At 67.4% G+C, this 20,297-nt stretch carries 18 protein-coding genes; 13 read left to right on the forward strand and 5 right to left on the reverse strand.

Annotated elements, in window-relative coordinates; genetic code table 11:
* Nucleotides 1-143: 143 nt before the first annotated feature.
* The 12 genes from KHP16_RS10515 to KHP16_RS10570 all read left to right on the forward strand — a co-directional run bounded on the left by KHP16_RS10515 (nucleotide 144) and on the right by KHP16_RS10570 (nucleotide 11,684).
* A complete protein-coding gene (locus KHP16_RS10515; RefSeq protein ID WP_244835749.1) occupies nucleotides 144-1,103 on the forward strand; it encodes a Bug family tripartite tricarboxylate transporter substrate binding protein in 960 nt (319 codons plus the stop codon).
* A 19-nt stretch (nucleotides 1,104-1,122) separates the two neighbouring features.
* A complete protein-coding gene (locus tag KHP16_RS10520) occupies nucleotides 1,123-1,857 on the forward strand; it encodes a PIG-L deacetylase family protein (RefSeq protein ID WP_280528131.1) in 735 nt (244 codons plus the stop codon).
* Entirely contained in the window at nucleotides 1,854-2,567 is a 714-nt protein-coding gene (locus KHP16_RS10525) for a 4-carboxy-4-hydroxy-2-oxoadipate aldolase/oxaloacetate decarboxylase (protein ID WP_109583395.1), read from the forward strand. The genes KHP16_RS10520 and KHP16_RS10525 overlap by 4 nt, the downstream gene beginning before the upstream one ends.
* A 49-nt stretch (nucleotides 2,568-2,616) precedes the next feature.
* Nucleotides 2,617-3,558 (forward strand): LysR family transcriptional regulator, encoded by a 942-nt coding sequence (locus KHP16_RS10530; protein WP_121491623.1) that lies wholly within the window; start codon nucleotides 2,617-2,619, stop codon nucleotides 3,556-3,558.
* A gap of 145 nt (nucleotides 3,559-3,703) precedes the next feature.
* The gene (tcuA, locus tag KHP16_RS10535) at nucleotides 3,704-5,122 is read left to right on the forward strand and encodes an FAD-dependent tricarballylate dehydrogenase TcuA (protein ID WP_109583393.1); all 1,419 of its coding nucleotides are present in this window, start codon (nucleotides 3,704-3,706) and stop codon (nucleotides 5,120-5,122) included.
* The gene (tcuB, locus tag KHP16_RS10540; RefSeq protein ID WP_179593876.1) at nucleotides 5,109-6,293 is read left to right on the forward strand and encodes a tricarballylate utilization 4Fe-4S protein TcuB; all 1,185 of its coding nucleotides are present in this window, start codon (nucleotides 5,109-5,111) and stop codon (nucleotides 6,291-6,293) included. Before tcuA ends, tcuB begins: the two co-directional genes overlap by 14 nt.
* Nucleotides 6,294-6,318: 25 nt before the next feature.
* Nucleotides 6,319-7,107 (forward strand): class II aldolase/adducin family protein, encoded by a 789-nt coding sequence (locus tag KHP16_RS10545; protein ID WP_109583391.1) that lies wholly within the window; start codon nucleotides 6,319-6,321, stop codon nucleotides 7,105-7,107.
* 55 nt (nucleotides 7,108-7,162) lie between these two features.
* Nucleotides 7,163-8,140: a Bug family tripartite tricarboxylate transporter substrate binding protein gene (locus KHP16_RS10550; protein WP_244835750.1), complete on the forward strand. Its 978-nt coding sequence runs from the start codon at nucleotides 7,163-7,165 to the stop codon at nucleotides 8,138-8,140.
* A 22-nt stretch (nucleotides 8,141-8,162) separates the two neighbouring features.
* The gene (locus KHP16_RS10555; RefSeq protein WP_115953249.1) at nucleotides 8,163-9,068 is read left to right on the forward strand and encodes an amidohydrolase family protein; all 906 of its coding nucleotides are present in this window, start codon (nucleotides 8,163-8,165) and stop codon (nucleotides 9,066-9,068) included.
* Between the two features lie 35 nt (nucleotides 9,069-9,103).
* Nucleotides 9,104-10,105, forward strand: coding sequence for a Bug family tripartite tricarboxylate transporter substrate binding protein (locus tag KHP16_RS10560; protein WP_244214583.1), 1,002 nt, complete (start codon nucleotides 9,104-9,106; stop codon nucleotides 10,103-10,105).
* A 29-nt stretch (nucleotides 10,106-10,134) separates the two neighbouring features.
* Nucleotides 10,135-11,142: a D-2-hydroxyacid dehydrogenase gene (locus tag KHP16_RS10565; protein WP_244835751.1), complete on the forward strand. Its 1,008-nt coding sequence runs from the start codon at nucleotides 10,135-10,137 to the stop codon at nucleotides 11,140-11,142.
* A gap of 119 nt (nucleotides 11,143-11,261) precedes the next feature.
* Entirely contained in the window at nucleotides 11,262-11,684 is a 423-nt protein-coding gene (locus tag KHP16_RS10570; protein ID WP_147306191.1) for a response regulator, read from the forward strand.
* A gap of 1 nt (nucleotide 11,685) precedes the next feature.
* Here the strand turns inward: KHP16_RS10570 and KHP16_RS10575 are convergent, their stop codons facing one another.
* Nucleotides 11,686-12,327 carry an HD domain-containing protein gene (locus tag KHP16_RS10575; protein ID WP_109583387.1) on the reverse strand — a complete coding sequence of 214 codons (642 nt, stop codon included), beginning with the start codon at nucleotides 12,325-12,327 and terminating at the stop codon, nucleotides 11,686-11,688.
* Between the two features lie 137 nt (nucleotides 12,328-12,464).
* On the opposite strand from KHP16_RS10575, the gene KHP16_RS10580 reads away from it, so the two are divergent.
* Entirely contained in the window at nucleotides 12,465-13,448 is a 984-nt protein-coding gene (locus KHP16_RS10580; protein WP_115953247.1) for a GlxA family transcriptional regulator, read from the forward strand.
* A gap of 18 nt (nucleotides 13,449-13,466) precedes the next feature.
* Here the strand turns inward: KHP16_RS10580 and KHP16_RS10585 are convergent, their stop codons facing one another.
* From KHP16_RS10585 to KHP16_RS10600, 4 genes are all read right to left on the reverse strand, one after another.
* A complete protein-coding gene (locus KHP16_RS10585; RefSeq protein ID WP_211960141.1) occupies nucleotides 13,467-14,165 on the reverse strand; it encodes a CGNR zinc finger domain-containing protein in 699 nt (232 codons plus the stop codon).
* Between the two features lie 90 nt (nucleotides 14,166-14,255).
* Nucleotides 14,256-15,854, reverse strand: a complete 1,599-nt coding sequence (locus KHP16_RS10590; protein WP_211960142.1) for a TolC family protein — start codon at nucleotides 15,852-15,854, stop codon at nucleotides 14,256-14,258.
* A gap of 1 nt (nucleotide 15,855) precedes the next feature.
* Nucleotides 15,856-17,073, reverse strand: a complete 1,218-nt coding sequence (locus KHP16_RS10595) for an efflux RND transporter periplasmic adaptor subunit (protein WP_211960143.1) — start codon at nucleotides 17,071-17,073, stop codon at nucleotides 15,856-15,858.
* Nucleotides 17,070-20,255 carry an efflux RND transporter permease subunit gene (locus KHP16_RS10600; RefSeq protein ID WP_211960144.1) on the reverse strand — a complete coding sequence of 1,062 codons (3,186 nt, stop codon included), beginning with the start codon at nucleotides 20,253-20,255 and terminating at the stop codon, nucleotides 17,070-17,072. The genes KHP16_RS10595 and KHP16_RS10600 overlap by 4 nt, the downstream gene beginning before the upstream one ends.
* Nucleotides 20,256-20,297 lie beyond the last annotated feature (42 nt).

Here is a 20,297-nt window from a genome sequence, read left to right on the forward strand (position 1 = left end):
ATAGCGAATCGAAATAACCGGCGGGTTGAAAACATATTAGACACTATCACGATCGGTGCCGAGAATGCGTGCATAAGCACAACAACGGGGCACAGATCATGAATCGCAGCAGTTCTTTCTCCCATGCACGCGGCCGCCGCACTATGCTGGCCGGGCTCCTGGCCACGGCACTGTCGTTCGCCGGCATCGCGGCGCACGCGCAGGACGCCTATCCCAATCACCCGATTCGCCTGATCGTGCCGTACGCGGCGGGCGGCGCGGTGGATATCGTGGCTCGCGCGGTGGGCCACAAGATGAGCGAGACGCTCAAGCAGCCGATCATCGTCGACAACCGTCCTGGCGCGAGCACGAACATCGGGCTCGACATGGCCGCGAAGGCGCCGGCCGATGGCTACACGATCCTCATGGCGTCGAACAGCCTGGCGACCAATGCCGCGTTGTTCAGCAAGCTGTCGTTCAATCCGGCCACCGACTTTGCGCCGGTGGCGCGCATCGGCGAGGCATCGCTGGTTGTCGTCGTGCCGGCCAGGTCGAAGATTCAGTCGCTGAAAGACCTCATTGCTCAGGCCAAGGCGCAGCCGGGCAAGCTTGCCTATGCGTCGGCGGGTAATGGCAGCTCCGGGCATCTGGCCGGCGAGCAGCTCAAGGAGGCCGCGGGTATCGATGTGCTGCACGTGCCGTACAAGGGCGGGGCACCCGCGATCACGGATCTGCTCGGCGAGCGCGTCAACTTCATGCCCATCAATCCGCTCGAGGTCATCACGCATATCAAGGCGGGCACGCTGCGTCCGCTGGCCGTGGCCAGCGGCAAGCGCTCGGCGCAGTTGCCGAACGTGCCGACGTCGCGCGAGGAAGGGCTGCCGAACTTCAACGCCTCCGTATGGTGGGGACTCATCGCGCCGGCGAAGACGCCCGCGCCGATCGTCAGGCAATTGAATGCCGCGGCCAATGCGGCGCTCGCGGATGCCGACGTACGCAGGCAGCTCGAGCAGCTGGGGGTAACGATCGTGTCCGGGACGCCCGAGGCGTTCGGCCAGTTCATTCGCAGCGAGACCACGACGTGGGCCGGCGTGATTCACAAGGCCAACATCACCGCCGATTGATCCCTTTCCGATGTCAAGCATGACCGAAACTCAACCCAAAGCCACACCTTCTATCCTCGTCGTGAGCGCGCACGCGGCAGACTTCGTCTGGCGTGCGGGCGGTGCCGTGGCGCTCTATGCCGAACGGGGTTATCACGTCCGCATCGTTTGCCTGTCGTTTGGCGAGCGCGGCGAGTCCGCCAAGATGTGGCGCCAGGCCGGTATGACGATGGACCGCGTCAAGGCGGCCCGTCGCGAGGAGGCCGAGCGCGCGGCCGAGATCCTCGGTGGCACGCTGGAGTGCTTCGACCTTGGCGACTATCCGATGCGGGTGCCAGACGAGGCGCTGCTGCGCCTGGCCGATATCTATCGCGAGATCCGGCCGGAATTCGTGCTGAGCCATTCGCGCGAGGACATTTACAACTTCGATCATCCGCTGGCGACCCACGTCGCGCAGGAAGCGCGGGTCATTGCACAGGCGCATGGTTACAAGCCCGAGGTGCCGGTCATCGGCGCGCCGCCGGTGTTCCTGTTCGAGCCGCATCAGCCCGAGCAATGCAACTGGAAGCCCGACGTGTTGCTCGATATCTCTTCGGTCTGGGAGAAGAAGCAACGCGCCTTCACGACGATGGCCGCGCAGGAACATCTGTGGGAGTACTACACGCGGGTGGCGTTGCAGCGCGGGGCGCAGGCGACGCGCAATTCCGATCGCAAGATCCAGTATGGCGAGGGGTATGCGCGGGTGTTCCCGATAGTGAGCGAGGTGCTGGCATGAGGACGATTGCCTACCGCAATATCCTGCGCGCGGAGGCTGCGTCCATCGATACGCTGGGTCGGCTCGGTGTCGCCACGGTGCACGAGGCGCAGCGGCGCACGGGGCTCATGAAGCCGTATATGCGGCCGATTCAGTCCGGGGTGTCGATTGCGGGCAGCGCCGTCACGGCGCTGATGCATCCCGGCGATAACTGGATGATCCACGTGGCCGTGGAGATGATTCGGCCGGGCGATGTGCTCGTCGTCGCGTTGACGAGCGATTGCACGGATGGGCTGTTCGGCGATCTGCTGGCGACGTCGCTGAAGGCGCGCGGGGCGCGCGGACTGATCATCGAAGGCGGCGTGCGGGATGTCTCTGTGCTGAACGAGATGGGCTTCCCGGTGTGGTCGCGGGCGGTATCGGCGCAGGGCGCGGTAAAGGAAACCGTTGGCGCGGTGAACGTGCCGGTGGTCTGCGCGGGCGCCAGCGTCCGGCCCGGCGACGTGATCGTTGCCGACGACGATGGTGTCGTCGTCGTGGCGCGTCCTGCCGCGGCACAGATCGCGCGAAAGGCCGCGGAGCGAGAAGCGCTGGAGGCTGGCAAGCGGGAGAAGCTGGCGTCTGGCGTGCTCGGCGTCGATATGTACGACATGCGGCCGGGACTGGCGGCAAAGGGCTTGGTGTATTCGGATCAGGTGGTCGATTGGTATAACGGCGCGGAGGAGGCCTGAGGAGAGCGGGCTCCCCGATCTGGTATAAGGTGGCGCACAGGGGAGACAGATGGAACTGCGCCAGCTTCAATATTTCGTACGGGTGGTCGAACTAGGCAGCATGAGCCGGGCAGCGCTCGAGCTCGATATGGTGCAGTCGGCCATCAGCCAGCAGATCAGCCGGCTCGAGAGCGAGTTGTCCACGCGACTGCTGCGGCGGGCGCCGCATGGCGTCACGCCGACCGAGGCGGGGCTCGCATTCTTTCATGAGGCGCAGCTCACGCTCCGGCATGCCGAACAGGCCAAGCGCGCCGCGCATCAGGCGCGATTATCCGGGACCGTCAGCGTGGGCCTTGCGCCGACCACGGCCTCGGTCATCGGCGTGCCGTTGATGCGCGCGATGCGGGAGCGGTATCCCGATGTCCGCCTGCATATGGTGGAAAGTCTCTCCGGCCACCTCACCGCGATGCTCAACGCGCGGCAGCTCGATCTGGCCGTGCTGTTCGACACGAACGCCGCACGGCGCTGGACCGTGATGCCGCTGCTCGAGGAAACGCTGTTCCTTATCCGCTCGCGCGCCGCGCTGCCGCAGGGCCGCGCCGACCCGCCCACGCATCTGTCGATCGTCGACCTTGTCGACATTCCGTTGATCATGCCCACAGGCCTTCACGGCCTGCGCAGCACGCTGGACGCCGCCTTCGCCCGCGCGAAGGTCGTGCCGAACGTGGTGCAGGAAGTGGACTCGCTCGCCATGCTGATGGACGCGGTGGACATGGGCTTCGGCGCCACGCTGCAGCCGTGGGCCGCGGTCGGGCGCTACCCCGACGCCGAGAAACGATTCCACCTCGCGCAGATCGACGACGCCAAGGTTGGGCGCCAGAACCTGCTCTGCAGTCTTTCGGACGACGAACTCTCGCCGGCCGCGCTCGCCCTGCGCGTCGTGCTGGCCGATACCGCCCGCGGCCTTGTCCGCTCGGGCGGCTGGCACGGCGCGCGCCTGATGGAACAATAGGGGGCGTGGGTATCACGATTCGTGATGCCCCCATGCCGCGCAGGGGATTAGCACGGGCAGGTGTGACCGATACAGTTGCGGCACGCTTCCATAAGATTCCGACCGTGTTCCCCACCCCCCCTCAAGCCAGAAAGGACGTCCGGCCATGATCGACGTTCTTGTCATCGGCGGCGGCAACGCCGCACTGTGCGCGGCCCTCATGGCGCGCGAGGCCGGCGCCAGCGTGATGCTGCTCGAGTCCGCGCCGCGCGAATGGCGCGGCGGCAACTCGCAGCACACGCGCAACCTGCGCTGCATGCACGATGCCCCGCAGGATGTGCTCGTCGACGCCTACCCCGAAGAGGAGTTCTGGCAGGACCTGCTCAAGGTCACCGGCGGCATCACTAACGAACACCTCGCCCGGCTCGTGATTCGCGCGTCGTCGAATTGCCGCGACTGGATGCGCAAGCATGGCGTGCACTTCCAGCCGCCGCTGTCCGGCGCGCTGCACGTCGCGCGCACCAACGCATTCTTCATGGGCGGCGGCAAGGCGCTCGTCAACGCCTACTACCGCAGCGCCGAGAACCTGGGCGTGCGGATCCGCTACAACGCACCCGTGGACGGCATCGAGCTCGATGGCGACCGTTTTGTCGCCGCGCGCATCGGCAACGAGCGCATCGAGGCACGCGCATGCGTGCTCGCAGCCGGCGGCTTCGAGTCGAACCGCGAATGGCTGCGCGAAGCTTGGGGCCAGAACGAGCGCGGCGAATGGCCGGCCGACAACTTCCTGATCCGCGGCACGCGCTTCAACATGGGCGTGCTGCTCAAGTACATGATCGAAGCGGGCGCGGATGCGATCGGCGATCCGTCGCAATCGCATTGCGTGGCCATCGATGCGCGCGCGCCGCTGTACGACGGCGGCATCTGCACGCGGATCGATTGCGTGTCGCTGGGCGTGGTGCTCAACGCGAATGCGGAGCGCTTCTATGACGAGGGCGAGGACTTCTGGCCCAAGCGTTACGCGATCTGGGGCCGCCTCGTGGCCCAGCAGCCGAATCAGATCGGCTACTCGATCATCGACGCCAAGGCCGTCGGCCGCTTCATGCCGCCGGTGTTCCCCGGCGTCACCGCGAACACGCTGCCCGAACTCGCGCGCAAGCTCGGCCTCGACGAGGCTACCTTCATGCGCACGATCAACGATTACAACGCCGCCTGCCGCGTTGGCAAGTTCGATCACACGGTGCTCGACGACTGCCACACCGAAGGCGTGACCCCGGCCAAGACTCACTGGGCGCGCCCGCTCGATACGGCGCCGTTCTACGGCTACGCGCTGCGTCCGGGCATCACGTTCACGTACCTTGGCCTCAAGGTCAACGACAAGGCGGCCGTGCACTTCAATGGCCAGCCGAGCGAGAACCTGTTCGTCGCCGGCGAGATGATGGCCGGCAACGTGCTGGGCAAGGGCTATACGGCGGGCGTCGGCATGTCGATCGGCACGGCGTTCGGCCGCATCGCCGGCACCGAAGCGGCCCGCGCGGCCGCCGCCCGCAAGGAATCACAGGAAATTGAGCATGCAAGTTCTTGAAGCACTGACGCGCGAAGCGGCTTCGCTCGGCGAGGGCGCGTTGCCGCTCGCCGGCACCCTGACCGCCGACGAGAGAGAGGTCGCCCGCACGCTGCAGATCTGCAACGCGTGCCGCTACTGCGAAGGGTTCTGCGCGGTGTTCCCGTCGATGACCCGCCGGCTGGAGTTCGGCAAGGCCGATATCCACTATCTGGCGAACCTGTGCCACAACTGCGGCGCGTGCTTCCACGCCTGCCAGTACGCACCGCCTCACGAGTTCGCGGTGAACATTCCCCAGGCGATGGCCAAGGTGCGCGTGCAGACCTATGGGGACTATGCCTTCCCGGCCGCGCTGGGCGGACTTTATCGCCGCGCTGGGCTGACGACGGCGCTTGCGCTTGCCGCGGGCCTTGCATTGTTCCTGCTGATGGTGCTGGGCATGCGTGGCACGCTGTTGCACGAACCGCTGGCCGGCAACTTCTACGCGATCTTCCCGCACAACCTGCTGGCCGCGATGTTCGGGGTGGTCTTCGGTTTTGCCGTGCTCGCGCTCGGCGTGGGGGTAACGCGATTCTGGCGGCAGGTGTCGCCCGGCACCCGGCCGAGCGATGCGCGCGGCGCCGCGATCGGCGGCGCGGCGCATGACGCGCTGCGGCTGAAGTACCTCGATGGCGGGCATGGCGAGGGCTGCAATAACGCCGACGACGCGTTCACGCTCGCGCGCCGGCGGTTCCACCATTTCACGTTCTACGGTTTCATGCTGTGCTTCGCGGCGACTGCCGTGGCCACGCTATATCACTATCTGCTGGATCTGCACGCGCCGTACCCGTTCTTCAGCGTGCCGGTGCTGCTGGGCACGGCGGGCGGCATCGGATTGCTGATCGGGCCGGCTGGCTTGCTGTGGCTGAATCTGCGTCGCGATCCGCGCACGATGGATCTGGAGCAGCGTCCGATGGACCGCGGTTTTATTGCCCTGCTGCTGCTCACCAGCGCCAGCGGCCTCGCGCTGCTGGCCTTCCGCGATACCTCCGCGATGGCCGCGCTGCTGGCGATCCATCTTGGTATCGTGATGGCGCTGTTCTTCACGCTGCCTTATGGCAAGTTCGCGCACGGCATCTTCCGTAGCGCCGCCTTGCTGAAGTGGAACATCGAGAAGCGTCGTCCGAGCGATCTCGCCCTCGGCTCCGACTGAATACCTATACCAAAGGAGAACCACCATGACGAAACCCGGCGTTCTGCACATCCCGTCGATGCGCGACCGCTGCAGCGAGGCGGAATGGAAGGCGCGCGTGGACCTGGCCGCGTGCTACCGGCTCGTCGAGCTGTATGGCATGGCCGACATGATGGCCAACCATATCTCGGTGCGCGTGCCCGACGAAGAGGGCGCGTTCCTGATCAATGCCTACGGCATGATGTACGAGGAGATCACGGCATCGAGCCTGATCAAGGTGGATCATGCGGGCAACATTCTGTCGAAGCCGGACTTCGGCGAGTTGAACTACGGCATCAACAAGGCGGGCTACGTCATCCACAGCGCCGTGCACCATGCGCGTCCTGAAGTCGCTTGCGTGATCCACACCCATAGCTGGGCATCCATGGCGATCTCGTCGCTGGAATGTGGACTGCAGCCGCTGACGCAGACGGCGATGCGTTTCCTGAAGATCGGTTATCACGACTATCAGGGCGTGGTGCTGGATACGGCCGAGCAGGAGTCGCTGATTGCGGACCTCGGCACGGGTGAGGCGCTGATCCTGCGGAACCATGGCGCGCTGACGGTGGGCAACACCGTGGGCGAGGCGTTCAACTGGATGCACCGGCTCGAGCTGGCCTGCCGTGCGCAGATCGGCGCGATGGCGTGCAATACGCCGTTGCAGACGGTGCCGAAGGATGTGCTCGAGGCGACGTGGAACAACTATCAGCCTGGCACGCGCCGCCCGTATGGCGTGATGGAGTGGCCGGCGCTGCTGCGCAAGCTCGACCGGCTGGACCCCAGCTACAGGGATTGAAGCGCGGCGGTCCGCACTGCAGGAACGGGTAAAACTACATAAGAGAGAGACAGCGATGAACAGAAGACGCATGCTGGCGCGGATGCTGGCGATCGGCGCAGCCCCCATGATGATGACCACGGCCCGCGCGCAGGCGCTGCCGAACAAGCCCGTGACGCTGATCGTGCCGTTCGCGCCCGGCGGCAATCTGGATGTGGTGGCGCGTGCCGTCGCGCCAGCGCTCGAGCAGCAGCTCGGCCGCAACGTCATCGTCGACAACCGGCCCGGCGCGGGCGGTGTGATTGGCGCGAGCGCCGTGGCGCGTGCCGACGCGGACGGGTCGATGCTGCTCGTGACCACGCCCAATGCGATCGTGGTGCTGCCGCGCATGACCAGGACGAACTACAAGCTTGCGAGCTTTGCGCCGGTGGGGCTCGTTTCCACCACGGCGCTCGTGGTGGTGGTCAAAGGCAATGACAACCGCTTCAAGGACGTGCGCGCGCTGCTCGATTTCGCCAAGGCGAACCCGGGCAAGCTCGCATCGGGCCATGCGGGGCCGGGGACCACCAATCATATGGCGACGCTGCAGCTCGAGGATGCGGCGGGCATCAAGCTGAATCAGGTGCCCTACAAGGGCTCCGCGCCCGCGCTGGTGGATCTGCTCGGCGGCCAAATCGACATGGTGGTGGACCAGCTCACGAGTTCGGCGCCGCATATCCAGTCGGGCGCGCTGCGCGCGATCGCCGTGATGTCGCGCGACCGCGATCCTGCGTTGCCGAACGTGCCGACGTTGCGCGAGTCCGGCCTGGCCAACTTCGATGCGACGACCGCGACGACGCTGCTGGCGCCGGCCGGGACGCCCGCCGCGGTGGTGGAGACGATCAACGCCGCGTTGCGGAAGGCGCTGGCCGAAGAGCAGGTGAAGAAGCGGTTGCTGACGGTGGGCAGTCTCGCGAAGTCTTCCACGTCGAAGGAAGTCGCCGACCGCCTGGCGCAGGAGGATGCGCGGGCGCAGACGCTGGCGGCTTCGGGCCGACTGAAAGCCGCTGAGTAAGACCTTGTAGAGACACGTTGCCATGACCCGCCCCTGCCTGCCCGCCCTCGAACACATCACCGCGCCCGCATTCCAGGCCCCCGCGGGCGCCTGCGATAGCCATGCGCATGTGTTCGGTCCTTACCACCGATTTCCGCTTGCCAGCGATCGCAGCTACACGCCCGCCGCGTATCCGGCCGAAGCGTTCATCGCGCATCTGGATCAGCTCGGCCTCGAACGTGGCGTGCTCGTGACCGCGAGTGCCAGCGGCACGGGCGTCGGCAACCAGGTCGTGCTCGACGCGCTGCGCCAGTATCCGGCGCGGCTGCGGGGCGTGGCCGTGCCGGCGGCCGACACCACCGACGCCGAGCTCGACGACTGGCACGCGGCCGGCGTGCGTGGCGCGCGCTTCAATCTGTATCAGCTCCATGGCCATGCCGTGTATCGCAATGGCTCCGGCATCGAGGTACTGGAAGCCATTGCCCCGCGCCTGCGCGAGCGGGGCTGGCATGCGCAGATCTGGATCCACGCGCCGGACCTTGTCGAGATGGGGCCGCGCCTGAAGAAGCTCGGCATCCCGCTGGTCGTCGACCATATGGGGCGCATGGCCACCGCGCGCGGCGTCGACGACCCAGGCTTTCAGACCCTGTGCGCGCTGCTCGCCGAAGGCGCGGCATGGACCAAGATCTCGGGCGCCGATCGCAACAATGCGGGCGGCGGCACGGCGGCAACGCCGTATGCGGAGGTGGACCCGTTCGCCAGGGCGCTGATCGCCGCGAACCCCGATCAGGTCGTGTGGGGCTCCGACTGGCCGCATATCAACTACTTCGATCCCGCGGATATGCCGGACGACGGCGTGCTGCTAAACCTGCTGACGCGCTGGCTGCCCGATGCGGCGACGCGCGAGCGCGTGCTCGTCACGAATCCCGCGCGCCTGTACGACTTCTGAGCGCCGCCAAAAACATAAGACAGAGGAGACTTCCCATGCTCGGCTTCACGATCCCGCCGACCCGGCGCCTCATGCAGGCGTTCGCGCTCGCGTCCGCTTCGGCCTTCGCCCTTGCCGCTGCCACGACAGTCGCCCACGCCGCCGACGAGTACCCGACAAAGCCCGTGCGCGTCGTCGTGGCATTCACGGCCGGCGGCACCACCGACATGCTTGCCCGCAGCGTGAGCCAGCACCTGTCGCAGAAGCTGAAGCAGTCGTTCGTCATCGACAACCGTCCGGGCGCGGGCGGCAATATCGGTACCGAGTTCGTCGTGCGGTCGCCCGCCGACGGCTACACGCTGCTGGTGGACTCGGTGGGCCCGATCGCGATCAACCAGACGCTGTACAAGCGCCTGAACTACGACCCGCTCAAGGACCTCGTGCCCGTGGTGCAGATCGCGGACGTGCCCAACGTGCTGGTCGTGCATCCGTCGCTGCCCGTGAAGAACTTCGATGAGTTCGTGGCGTACGCAAAGGCCAACCCCGGCAAGCTGAACTACAGTTCGACGGGCGTCGGCACGTCGTCGCATCTGTCGGGCTTCATGCTGACCGAGCGCATCGGCGCGCCGGCGACGCACATTCCCTACAAGGGCGCGGACGCGCTTAACGACCTGCTGACGGGCCGGGTGCAGTTCATGTTCGCGACGATCCCGTCGGTGATCTCGCACATCCAGGCCGGCAAGCTCCGCGCGATCGCTGTCAGCAGCGCCAAGCGCTCGCGTTCGCTCCCCGATCTGCCGACGGTGGCGGAGAAGGGCTTCCCGGGGTTCGAAGCGGGCTCGTGGTTTGGTATCTTCGCACCCAGGGGCACGCCGCAGGCGGTGATTACCAAGGTCAATCAGGCCGTCAACGAGGCGCTGCCCTCGCTGCAGGCGCAAATGATCCGCGAGGGCGCGGACCCCGTAGGGGGCTCTCCGGAGCAGTTTGGCAAGTTCACGCAGAAGGAATATCTGAAGTGGAAGGACGTGGTGCGCGCATCGGGCGCGTCCGTCGATTGACGCGAGTCGTGTGAGGAACGGGAGAGAGCATGTCTGACGCTGGTGCCGCGCCGTTGCGGATTCTGATGTCCGAAGCCGCGCGCGCGCAGTACGCGGCATCGATCGATGCCGCGTTGGCGGGGCGCCCATGGGTGCCGGTACTGGCGCCGTCGGTCGAGGATGCCGCCGCCGTCGATGCCGATATCGCTTTCGTCTCGCGCGACGTCACGGGCCTATCCACCAAGCACGAGATCAAGCCCGCCACGGGCCGCTTCTATGCCGCGATGCTGGAGGCGCCCTCGCTGCGCTGGACGCATGTGCATTCCGCGGGCGCCGACCGCCCGGCATTCGTGCAGCTGCGCGAACGCGGCGTGATGGTGACGACGTCCTCCGGCGCGAATGCCGGCGTCGTCGCGCAAACCGCCCTGGCGGGCCTGCTGGCGCTCGCCCGCCATCTGCCGCTGCTGTACGATGCGCAGCGCGAACGCCGCTGGGCGCCGCTCATGCGCTCCGGCATGCCGCGCGATCTGCAGGGGCAGACCGCCACGATCGTGGGATGGGGCCCCATCGGCCAGCAGATCGGCGCGGTGCTCCAGCTGTTCGGCATGAAGGTGATCGTCGTGCGGCAGCGCGCGACGCCTGCCGGTCCCGATTGCGAGACGGTGACGTTCGCGGGCTTCCGCGACGTGCTGCCGCGGACGGACTGGCTGATACTCGCGTGTCCGCTCACGCGTGACACACGCGGCCTCGTCGATGCGGCGGCGCTGCACGGCCTTGCGGAAGGGGCACGTCTCGTGAACGTGTCGCGCGGCGAGGTCGTCGATGAACCCGCGTTGATCGACGCCCTGCAATCGGGCCGGCTCGCCGGCGCGTATCTCGATGTGTTCGCGCATGAGCCACTGCCCGAGACGTCGCCGCTGTGGGCGCTGCCCAACGTCATCGCCACGCCTCACAGCGCGGGTTTCTCCGATGGCAACGCGGCCCGCGTGGTGGAGATCTTCCTCGACAATCTGCGCGCTTGGCACCGCGGCGAGCCGATGCGCAACGTGGTGACCTGATCCGTATCCCGGGCGGGCCTTGCAGAAAAGGCCTACAGCATTTGCGGAAAGCTGCGTATTCCACCGGAGCGCATGGACGTGCATGATGGGGGGGTCGATAGCTCGCCATTCATGCCGCCGTGCCCACCCCTTCAAACTACCCTGCCGCGCCACGCATTCTCGTGGCGGAAGACCATCCCGTCTGCGCGATGCTGCTGCAGCACGACCTCGCGTCGCTCGGCTCGTTCGACATCGCCGTCCATGGCTCCGGTGCCGACGCATGGGACGCGTGGCAGCAGGCGCCCGTGGCGCTGCTGATCACCGATCTCAACCTGCCGGGCATGGACGGTATCACGCTCGCGCGCGCGATTCGCGCGGCGGAGGGCGCCTCCGAGATCGATATGGACTGCGGCACGGCGCGCCGCACGCCGATCGTCGCGCTGTCCGCCTCGATGACCCCCACGCAGCGCGTGCATTGCCGCCAGGCCGGCATCGATGCGATGGCGATCAAGCCCATCGCCTACGAGGACCTCGCGGCGCTGCTCGTGAAGTACCTGCCCTGACTCAACCCTTCCACGCCGAGTTGCGGATCACGCTGCAGAAGTTGCCGCGATGGAAGTGCGGCTCCTTGTCCGCGATGACGTCGGCCTTGACGTTGCCGAACGTCGTGTCGGGCTTGTGCCGGATGCCATCGTAGAACGCCTGCAGGATGTCCTCCTTGAAGTGTTCGGTGCGCGGATGCTGGTGCACGACGGCCTCGCGGTCCGCGTCGCTGAACTGGTCGTAGCGAATGCCGAGCACGTCCATCTCCACGCCCGTCGTCACCAGCGCCACCACCGGATGCATGAACTCCGGGATGCCCGGCGTCGTGTGCAGCGCGATCGCGGTCCATACCGTGTCGATGTCGCGCTGGTCGATGCCGCGGCTGCGAAGGAAGGCGGCGGCCGCATTGGCGCCATCGACTTCGAAGCGCTTGTCTGCGCTGCCATGCTGCGGCGTGAGCCCCATGTCATGGAACATCGCGCCCGCGTAGAGCAGCTCCGCATCGAAATCGAGGCCCATCCGCTGGCCGTTGAGGGCGGCCCAGTAGTAGACGCGGCTCGAATGGTGGAACAGCAGCGGGGACTCCGTATCGCGGACCACTTCGGTGATCTCGCGGGCGAGCTTGCTGTCGGGGATGGCGATGCCGTTGACCGAGAATTGCATGGCGGACTCCTTGTCGATGGGGTGTTGGTTGCCGTGTGGGCTTGAAACGAGTGTAGGAGTGGGCGTATGATGGCTGCAATCGTCGTAGTACGACGAATTAAGACATCCGCTCGAATGGCGGACGCTCGGGAGCAGACATGCCATCACGCACCATCGCCATCGTCGCCACGCAGGGCGTGCAACTGCTGGACGTATCGGGGCCGCTCGACGTGTTCGCCGAGGCCAACGCGCAATCGGGTACCGAGGCTTATCGGCTGCAGGTGATCGGCGTGCGGCGCGGCGCCATCGAGTCGTCGTCGCGCGTGCGCCTGTTGCCCGATCTCGTGATCGAGAACGATCCGCACGGTCGTGGCCTGCCGCGCGTGCATACGCTCCTCGTGGCTGGCGCCCCGCACATCGCGAGCGCGCCGCCGGATGCAATGCTCGGCGGCTGGCTCCGCAATGTGGTGCCGCACGTTCGGCGCTTCGGTTCGGTGTGCAGCGGCGCGTTTATCCTTGCGGAGGCGGGACTGTTGTCCGGCAAGCGCATCACCACGCATTGGGCCGTGGCGGCGGAACTGGGTCAACGTCACCCGGACCTGACCATCGACGTCGATGCGATCCATGTGCGCGACGGCAAGCTGCGCACCGCGGCCGGTGTGACGGCGGGCCTCGACCTCGCGCTGTCACTGGTGGAAGAGGACCTCGGACGCGAGATCGCGATGCGTGTCGCGAGCCAGCTCGTCATGTACTTCAAGCGGCCGGGCGGTCAGGCGCAGTTCAGCCGGCGCGCGGCACCCGCCGCGGAGAATCGCTCGGCGTTGCAGGAATTACAACGCTGGGTCGCCGCGCATCCGGCGGCAAAGCATGACGTGCCCGCGCTCGCCGCGCGCATTGGCGTGAGCGCGCGTCATCTGACGCGGCTGTTTCGGGAGGAGATCGGCATCACGCCGGCAAGCTGGGTGGAGGCCGCACGGGTATCGGCCGCGCGGCAATTGCTGGAGCAGGGCCATCTCGCACCCAAGCAGGTCGCCGCCGAGTGTGGCTTCTCCAGCGTGGATACGTTGCGCCGCGCGTTCTTGCGCGTGGTCGGCGTGACGCCGGCCGACTATCGCAAGCGCCATGCCGTCGGCGACGTGTAAAAACGCTCAGACTAACAATCAGGCCGCGTCGCTCGCGTTGTTCGCGTTGGCGGCGCCCGCGGCGCCCGCGGCGCTGGCGGCCGCGCTTGCGTTGGCTTCGCGGCGGCGATAGGCTGCGACCTTGTGGCGGTTGCCGCAAAGCGCCATGCTGCACCAGCGGCGGCGATGCGCGCGCGTACGGTCGTAGAACCACATCGTGCACGTCTCGCTCTCGCACTGCCGGATCAGCGTGAAGTCGCCGTTGGCGAGCAGGTCCGCGGCGGACAGCGCGAGCGGTACGAGGCACTGCATCGGCGTATCCGTCGGGTAGACGCGCGCGAGACGAATCTTGCCGCCTTCAGCCGCCGTCAGCAGGGTGCGGCACGCGTCGGCCCCGAGGTACTCGTTGAGCAGCGTCACGTCGACCGTATCGCCGCGCTTGCGCTGGCTCACGGCCGAGCGTAGCGACTCGCGCAATGCGACGGCCGCGTCGAGCATGCCCTGCGGACGCCGCGCGGGCAATTCGCCGTTCGGCAGCAGCGAGACGCGCTCGAGCCATTGCCACACGTCCTCGTCGCTCTGCCAGCGATCGAGCGGCGCGTCGAGCAGTGCGCGCTCGAGCGTGTTCAGCAGATCCAGGGCAGGGTGGTCGGCGAGGAGCCGGGGCACATCGGAAGGGTTGTTGCCGGACGTTGCGGTGTTGGACGAAGCCGTTGAGGAAGTGGAGGCGGACGACATCGATGGAGCTCCTGCAGGTTCGCGTGAACAGCGTTTGAATGTAATGCAAAACGCTTGCGCCGACAGGTCCTTTCGATAAAAACCGTGCGGTTATTGAGCATGTGCCATGGCGGACGACGATGCGTCCGATGCCTGCCAGCCACCGCCGAGCGACTTCATGAGCAACACGTTCGCGGTCCACGCGCGCCGGCGTACACCTTCAAGTGCGCGCGCATCGGCAAGCGCATTGGCCTGCAACACGCTGACATCGAGATACGAGACCGCGCCCTGCTTGTAGCGATCGAGCCCCGCCTGCAGCGCCACCGCGGAAGCCTCTGCTGCGATGCGATCGTTCTCCGTGGCGTCGCGCAGCGCCTGTACGGACGCATAGCCGTCTTCCACTTCCTGCATCGCGCGCAGCACGGTCTGCCGGTAATCCGCCGCACTGGCGTCGAAGCGCGCGCGCGCGCTGTCTTCACCGGCCTGGCGCCGTCCGCCGTCGAACAGCGTGCCCGCCAGCGCGGGCCCCACGGCCCAGAAGCGGCTCGGCGCGCTGAGCCATCCAGCAAGGCCCGAACTCTCGAAACCAAGCCCGAGGTTCAGCATCAGGTCCGGGAAGAACGCGGCGCGCGCCACGCCGATGTCCGCGTTGGCCGCAGCGACGCGGCGCTCGGCGGCCGCGATGTCGGGGCGGCGCTCGAGCAGTTGGGAAGGCACCGCGCGCGGGGCGGCCGGCATATGCGCGACGTCCGCGTAGAGATCGTCGCCCTTGCAATTCTTACCCGTGAAAGCAAGCGTTGACGCGAACGTCGGCATGTCGCCAGAAATTTTTGCATCGGGACGCGCGGGCAGGGAGAAGGTGCTTGCGGACTCCCCGAGCAGCGTGGCGAGGGCATGCTCGATCTGCGTGCGCGACAACTGTACGTCCGCGAGCTGCGCGCGCGTGGAGGCCAGCTGCGCGCGGGACTGCGCGACATCCCCTTCGATGGCGATGCCATTGCGATATCGGTTGGCCACGAGGTCGAGCACCGCCTGGTAGGTATCGATCGTGCGCGTCAGCAGCCCGGCCTCCCGGTCTAGCGACCGGATGGCGAGGTAGTCGATGGCGATGTCCGCCTGCACGCCGAGCCGGACCGCCGCCACATCGTCGGCGCTTGCGTCCACGCGCGCCTGCGCGGCATCGACCTCGTTGCGGATGCGGCCGAACAGGTCCGGTTCCCACGACGCGGTGATGCCGAGCGCGTGGTCGGGCACGGTGTGACCGGCGAGCGAGTGGCCGCGTACGTTCGCCGACAGGTGATTGCTCGTCACGCTGGCGCCCCCTGCTATCGTCGGGTAGAACTGAGAGCGCGCCGCGCTGACTTGTGTGCGCGCGTCCTGCAGCAGGGCAACGGCCTTGATGACGGTCTGGCTCGAGACGTCCACGCGCGACTCGAGCGCGTCGAGGTCGCGGTCTCCATACGCGCGCCACCATTCGGGCGCGATGTTGGCCGGGCCGCCCGGATTGGCGGGCGTGGCCCCGGCGGCCTGGTAGTCGCCCCTTGCTCCGGCGTAAGAGTCTCGATAGGCGGCCGGCAGCGTCATGGCGGGGCGCTGATAGACCGGCGCGGTCGAGCAACCCGCGACGAGCACCGCCGTCGCAACGAGTGTTATCACACCGGCAGCCAGCGATGCGTTGCGCCGTGCATGCGGAAACGATGGCGTGCGCATGTCAGGCTCCCCGCGTGCCATCGGCCGCCACGCGCACCGTTGTCCCTTCGACCACCGCATCGCCCGGATTGAGCACGACGCGTTCGTCGCCTTGCAGGCCGCTGCGGATCTCGATATGCGAACCGAAGTCGCGGCCAAGCGCCACCGGCACGAGCCGGAGCTTCGACGCCGCATCGACCACCGCGACGAAGGTGCCGCGCGGGAGGAACACAAGCGTACTCGCGGGAAGGTCGAACCCCGGCTGCGGCGCCTGCAGCGACAGATGCGCTTCCGCATACGCGCCGGGCAAGATGCTGCCGTTCTGGCCGTCGGCATCGAGCTCCACCCGCAGCGTGCGCGTGACGGGGTCGATGGCCCCCGCATTGCGCGCGACCGTGGCGGGGAACTTGCGGCCCGGCCATTGCGGCAGCGTGAGCCACGCCTCGGTCTTGCCGTCGAGCAGCGCGCTGTCGCCCTGCGGCACTTGCACATAGGCGCGCACCCGGGTGCCTTGCGAGAGATGGAACAGTTCGGCACCATGTCCCTGCCCCTGCGTCAGGTTCTGGCTCGTGCTCGACGTCGTGTTGTTGCTGCTGCCGGCGTCGACCAGCGCGCCGATATCGATGTTGCGGGCGGTGATCGTGCCATCGAACGGGGCGCGCACGTGCGTGTAGTCGAGCAGTTGCGTCAGCCGCGAAACGTTGGCATTGGCGGCCGCGAGCAACGCGCGCGTCGCTTCCATCTCGGCGGTTTTCTGGTCCGCGTCCTGCTGCGCGACCGAATGCGCGGCCAGCATGTCGCGCCAGCGCGTGGCGGTTTGCTGCGCGATGGCAAAGTTGGCCGCGGCGGTCGCGACGTCGGCGCGCGCTTGCCGCAACTGGTCCGCGATCTCCGGGGCGTCGATGTCGGCCAGCAGCTGGCCGGCTTTCACCGGCGTCCCGATGTCCACGTACCAGCGGCGCAGGTAGCCGCTGACGCGCGCGCGCACGGCGGCGTCTTCGTAGGCCTGCACGTCGGCGGGCAGCGTGAGGTCCGTGGTGGCGGGCGCGTGGCGCGGCTGGACCACGGCGACGACGGGCGCCGCATTGCTGGCGGTACGCGCGTCCAGGGCGGCCGTGGCGTGCAGACGAGGGACGATGCCGGTGGCCAGCGCCGCGGCCACGACCGATGCCGCGACGACGGTCGCGAGCACGATGGTCTTGCGGCGATGCTGCGTGGAAGGGGTAACGGGCGCGTTCATGCGAGGCCTTTCTGGGAAGCTGCGGGAAGAAGGGAGGAAGTGCCCTTGCCGCGCACGCCATGCAGCAGCGCGAACAGCACGGGAACGAGAACCAGCGTGGCGATGGTGCCGCAGGCCAGGCCGCCGATGACGGCGCGGCCGAGCGGTGCGTTCTGCGCGCCGGCGCCGCCTGAGCCGAGCGCCATCGGGATCATGCCGAACAGCATGGCGAGCGCGGTCATGACCACGGGGCGGAAGCGCGCCGCGCCGGCTTCGAGCGCGGCCTGCAAGGGCGCGGCGCCCTCCGCCAGCAACTCGCGCGCGCGGCTCACCACGAGAATACTGTTCGCGGTCGCGATGCCGATACACATGATCGCGCCCGTCAGCGCCGGCACGCTGATCGTCGTGCCCGTCACGAACAGCATCCACGCCATGCCCGACATCGCGACGGGCAGGCCGCCAACGATCGCGACGGGATCGCGCCACGACTGGAAGTTGACGACCATCAGCAGGTACACGAGGACGATGGCGCCAGCGAGGCCGGTGATCAGGCCGAAGAACGACTGCTGCATCGTGCTGACCTGGCCGCGTACGACGATGCTCGACCCCGGCGGCAGGTCCTTGCGGATCTGCGCGACCATGCGGTCGATCTCTCGTGCCACGCTGCCGAGGTCGCGGCCGCGCACGGCGCCGAAGATGTCGAGCACGGGCTGCACGTTGTAGTGCGAGACGACGCCTTCTTCGTTCGTGCGGGAGATATGGCCGAACAGTCCGATCTCCGCGGCGCCGCCGTTGCGCCCGGTATTCGGGCCAAGGTTGACGGGGATGTTGGCCAGCGTCTGCAGGGAGCCCATCGCATATTGCGGCACCGAGACGACGAGCGGGTAGCTCACGCCGTTCGCGGGATTGAGCCAGAAGTTCGGCGTCGTCTGGCTGCTGCCGGAGAGCGCGATCAGCAGGTTCTGCGCGACCTCGCGCTGCGTCAGGCCTGCCTGCAGCGCGCGCGTGCGATCGACGTCGACGGTGAGCGCGGGCTGGTCGGCCGGCTGCTGGATGTGCACGTCCGCAAGGCCGGGGACCTGCGTCATCATCGTCGCCAGCCGCTGCGCGACCACACGGTTGCCGGCCAGGTTGTTGCCGACGATCTGGACGTCGATGGGCGAGGGCAGACCGAAGTTGAGGATCTGGCTCACGATGTCGGCCGGCAGGAAGGAGAAGCTCACGCCCGGGAACGCTTTCGGCAGCGCCGCGGCAAGCCGCTCGACATCGGGCGCGGTAGCGCCGCTGCCTGGCTTCAGGGTAACGAGGATTTCCGCGTCGCCGGTGCCGATGGGCAGCGTCGAATCGTAGGTCAGATTGATGCCGCTCACGGGCAGGCCGATGTTGTCCACGATGCCGGCGACGCGGTCCGCGCCGACCACGCCGCGGATCTTCGTCTCCACGAGGTCCGCGATGCGCGCGGTCTCCTCGATGCGCGTGCCCGTGCGGGCGCGCATATGGATGCGGATCTCTCCGCTGTCCACGGCAGGGAAGAAGTCCTGTCCGAGGAATGGAATCAGTGTCAGCGATGCGGCGCAGGCGAGCGCGAAGCCGAGGACTGCCCGCTTTGGCGCGGCCAGCGCGCGCGCGAGCACGGCCGAGTACCGCGCGCGAATGGCCTCGAAACCGTGCTCGAAGCGCTGGTGCCATGCCGAGGGCGCGCGCGTCTCGCCGTCCTTGACCTCGCCGCGCAGGATGTAATGCGCAAGCGTGGGCAGCAGCGTGCGGGAGAGGAAGTACGACGCCATCATCGCGAAGACGACCGACTCCGCCAGCGGCACGAACAGATACCGGGCGACGCCGGAGAGCAGGAACATCGGCAGGAACACGATGCAGATGCACAGCGTGGAGACCAGCGTCGGCAGCGCGATCTGGGCCGAGCCGTCCAGGATGGCCTGTTCGAGCGGCTTGCCGGCCTCGCGATGGTGCGTGATGTTCTCGATCGCGACGGTCGCGTCGTCGACAAGGACACCCACTGCCAGGGCCAGCCCGCCCAGCGTCATGATGTTCAGCGTCTGGCCCAGCGCGGACAGCGCGATCAGCGCCGCGAGCACCGACAGCGGAATGGTGATGGCGATGATGAGCGTCGAGCGCCAGCTGCCAAGGAACAGCAGGATCATCGTCGCCGTGAGGCAGGCTGCCACCAGCGCTTCGTGCAGCACGCCGTGGATCGCCGCCCTGACGAACACCGACTGGTCGGAGATCGGCTGTACCTCCAGGGCCTTGGGCAGGCCGGCCGTGATATGGGGCAGCAGCGCCTTGATCTGCGCGATGATCGTCAGCGTGGACGCGTCGCCGCTCTTCTCGACTTCCAGCAGGGCCGCGCGCTTGCCATCGCGGCGCACGACGTTGGTCTGCGGCGCGTAGCCGTCGCGGACATGGGCGACGTCGCGCACGTAGATCATCGCGCCATCGGCGCCCGCGCGCACGGGCAGGTCGTTGAGCGCATCGACGGTCGCGGTGCTGCCGTTGAGATCGACGCGGTATTCGAGCGCGCCGATCTTCGCGGTGCCGCCCGGCAGGATCAGGCTCTGCGCATTGATGGCGTTGACGACATCGAGCGGAGACAGGCCGCGCGACTGCAGCGCCTGGCTGTCGATATCGACCATCACCTGCCTGACCTTGCCGCCGTAAGGCAGCGGGATGGCCGCGCCCTGCACGGTGGAAAGCTGCGTGCGGATGAAGTTGTTGCCGAGGTCGTACAGCGTCTGTTCGGGCAGCGTCTTGCTGCCGAGCGCGAGCCGGAGGATGGGCACGGTGGACGCGCTGTAGCTGAGCACGAGCGGCGGGGTGGTGCCCGGCGGCAGCAGCCGCAGGATGGACTGAGCGCCGGCCGATGCCTGCGCGATCGCGCGGGTCACGTCGGCGCCCGGGTGGAAGAACACCTTGACCACGGCCACGCCGGCCACGGTCTGCGACTCGATGTGCTCGATGTTGTCAACGTCGGTCGTCAGCGAGCGTTCGTAGACAGTAACGATGCGCCGCGACATGTCCTCGGCGGACAGCCCGTTGTAGTTCCAGACGATGCTGACCACGGGGATGTTGATCGCTGGGAGGATATCGGTCGGCGTGCGCAGCAGGGCCAGCGGGCCGCCGATGAGCAGGCAGATCGCAAGCACGACGAAGGTATAGGGCCGCGCCAGGGCGAGCCGGACGATCCACATGTGGAGACTCCGAAACGTATTTCTGCTGTTCGTGGGGGTGGA

The sequence above is a fragment of the Cupriavidus plantarum genome (genome assembly GCF_905397285.1).
Lineage (GTDB): Bacteria > Pseudomonadota > Gammaproteobacteria > Burkholderiales > Burkholderiaceae > Cupriavidus > Cupriavidus plantarum.

What these genes read in the sequence shown, in the direction of transcription:
- KHP16_RS10575 (WP_109583387.1), bottom strand. Translation starts at nt 12,327, where the DNA reads ATGCAATTCTCGGTCAACGGCATCGCCATCCCCGACAGCAAGCTCGCC.
- KHP16_RS10545 (WP_109583391.1), top strand. Translation starts at nt 6,319, where the DNA reads ATGACGAAACCCGGCGTTCTGCACATCCCGTCGATGCGCGACCGCTGC.
- tcuA (WP_109583393.1), top strand. Translation starts at nt 3,704, where the DNA reads ATGATCGACGTTCTTGTCATCGGCGGCGGCAACGCCGCACTGTGCGCG.
- KHP16_RS10525 (WP_109583395.1), top strand. Translation starts at nt 1,854, where the DNA reads ATGAGGACGATTGCCTACCGCAATATCCTGCGCGCGGAGGCTGCGTCC.
- KHP16_RS10580 (WP_115953247.1), top strand. Translation starts at nt 12,465, where the DNA reads ATGCCATCACGCACCATCGCCATCGTCGCCACGCAGGGCGTGCAACTG.
- KHP16_RS10520 (WP_280528131.1), top strand. Translation starts at nt 1,123, where the DNA reads ATGACCGAAACTCAACCCAAAGCCACACCTTCTATCCTCGTCGTGAGC.
- KHP16_RS10550 (WP_244835750.1), top strand. Translation starts at nt 7,163, where the DNA reads ATGAACAGAAGACGCATGCTGGCGCGGATGCTGGCGATCGGCGCAGCC.
- KHP16_RS10515 (WP_244835749.1), top strand. Translation starts at nt 144, where the DNA reads ATGCTGGCCGGGCTCCTGGCCACGGCACTGTCGTTCGCCGGCATCGCG.
- KHP16_RS10595 (WP_211960143.1), bottom strand. Translation starts at nt 17,073, where the DNA reads ATGAACGCGCCCGTTACCCCTTCCACGCAGCATCGCCGCAAGACCATC.
- KHP16_RS10565 (WP_244835751.1), top strand. Translation starts at nt 10,135, where the DNA reads ATGTCTGACGCTGGTGCCGCGCCGTTGCGGATTCTGATGTCCGAAGCC.
- KHP16_RS10560 (WP_244214583.1), top strand. Translation starts at nt 9,104, where the DNA reads ATGCTCGGCTTCACGATCCCGCCGACCCGGCGCCTCATGCAGGCGTTC.
- KHP16_RS10530 (WP_121491623.1), top strand. Translation starts at nt 2,617, where the DNA reads ATGGAACTGCGCCAGCTTCAATATTTCGTACGGGTGGTCGAACTAGGC.
- KHP16_RS10600 (WP_211960144.1), bottom strand. Translation starts at nt 20,255, where the DNA reads ATGTGGATCGTCCGGCTCGCCCTGGCGCGGCCCTATACCTTCGTCGTG.
- tcuB (WP_179593876.1), top strand. Translation starts at nt 5,109, where the DNA reads ATGCAAGTTCTTGAAGCACTGACGCGCGAAGCGGCTTCGCTCGGCGAG.
- KHP16_RS10590 (WP_211960142.1), bottom strand. Translation starts at nt 15,854, where the DNA reads ATGCGCACGCCATCGTTTCCGCATGCACGGCGCAACGCATCGCTGGCT.
- KHP16_RS10555 (WP_115953249.1), top strand. Translation starts at nt 8,163, where the DNA reads ATGACCCGCCCCTGCCTGCCCGCCCTCGAACACATCACCGCGCCCGCA.
- KHP16_RS10585 (WP_211960141.1), bottom strand. Translation starts at nt 14,165, where the DNA reads ATGTCGTCCGCCTCCACTTCCTCAACGGCTTCGTCCAACACCGCAACG.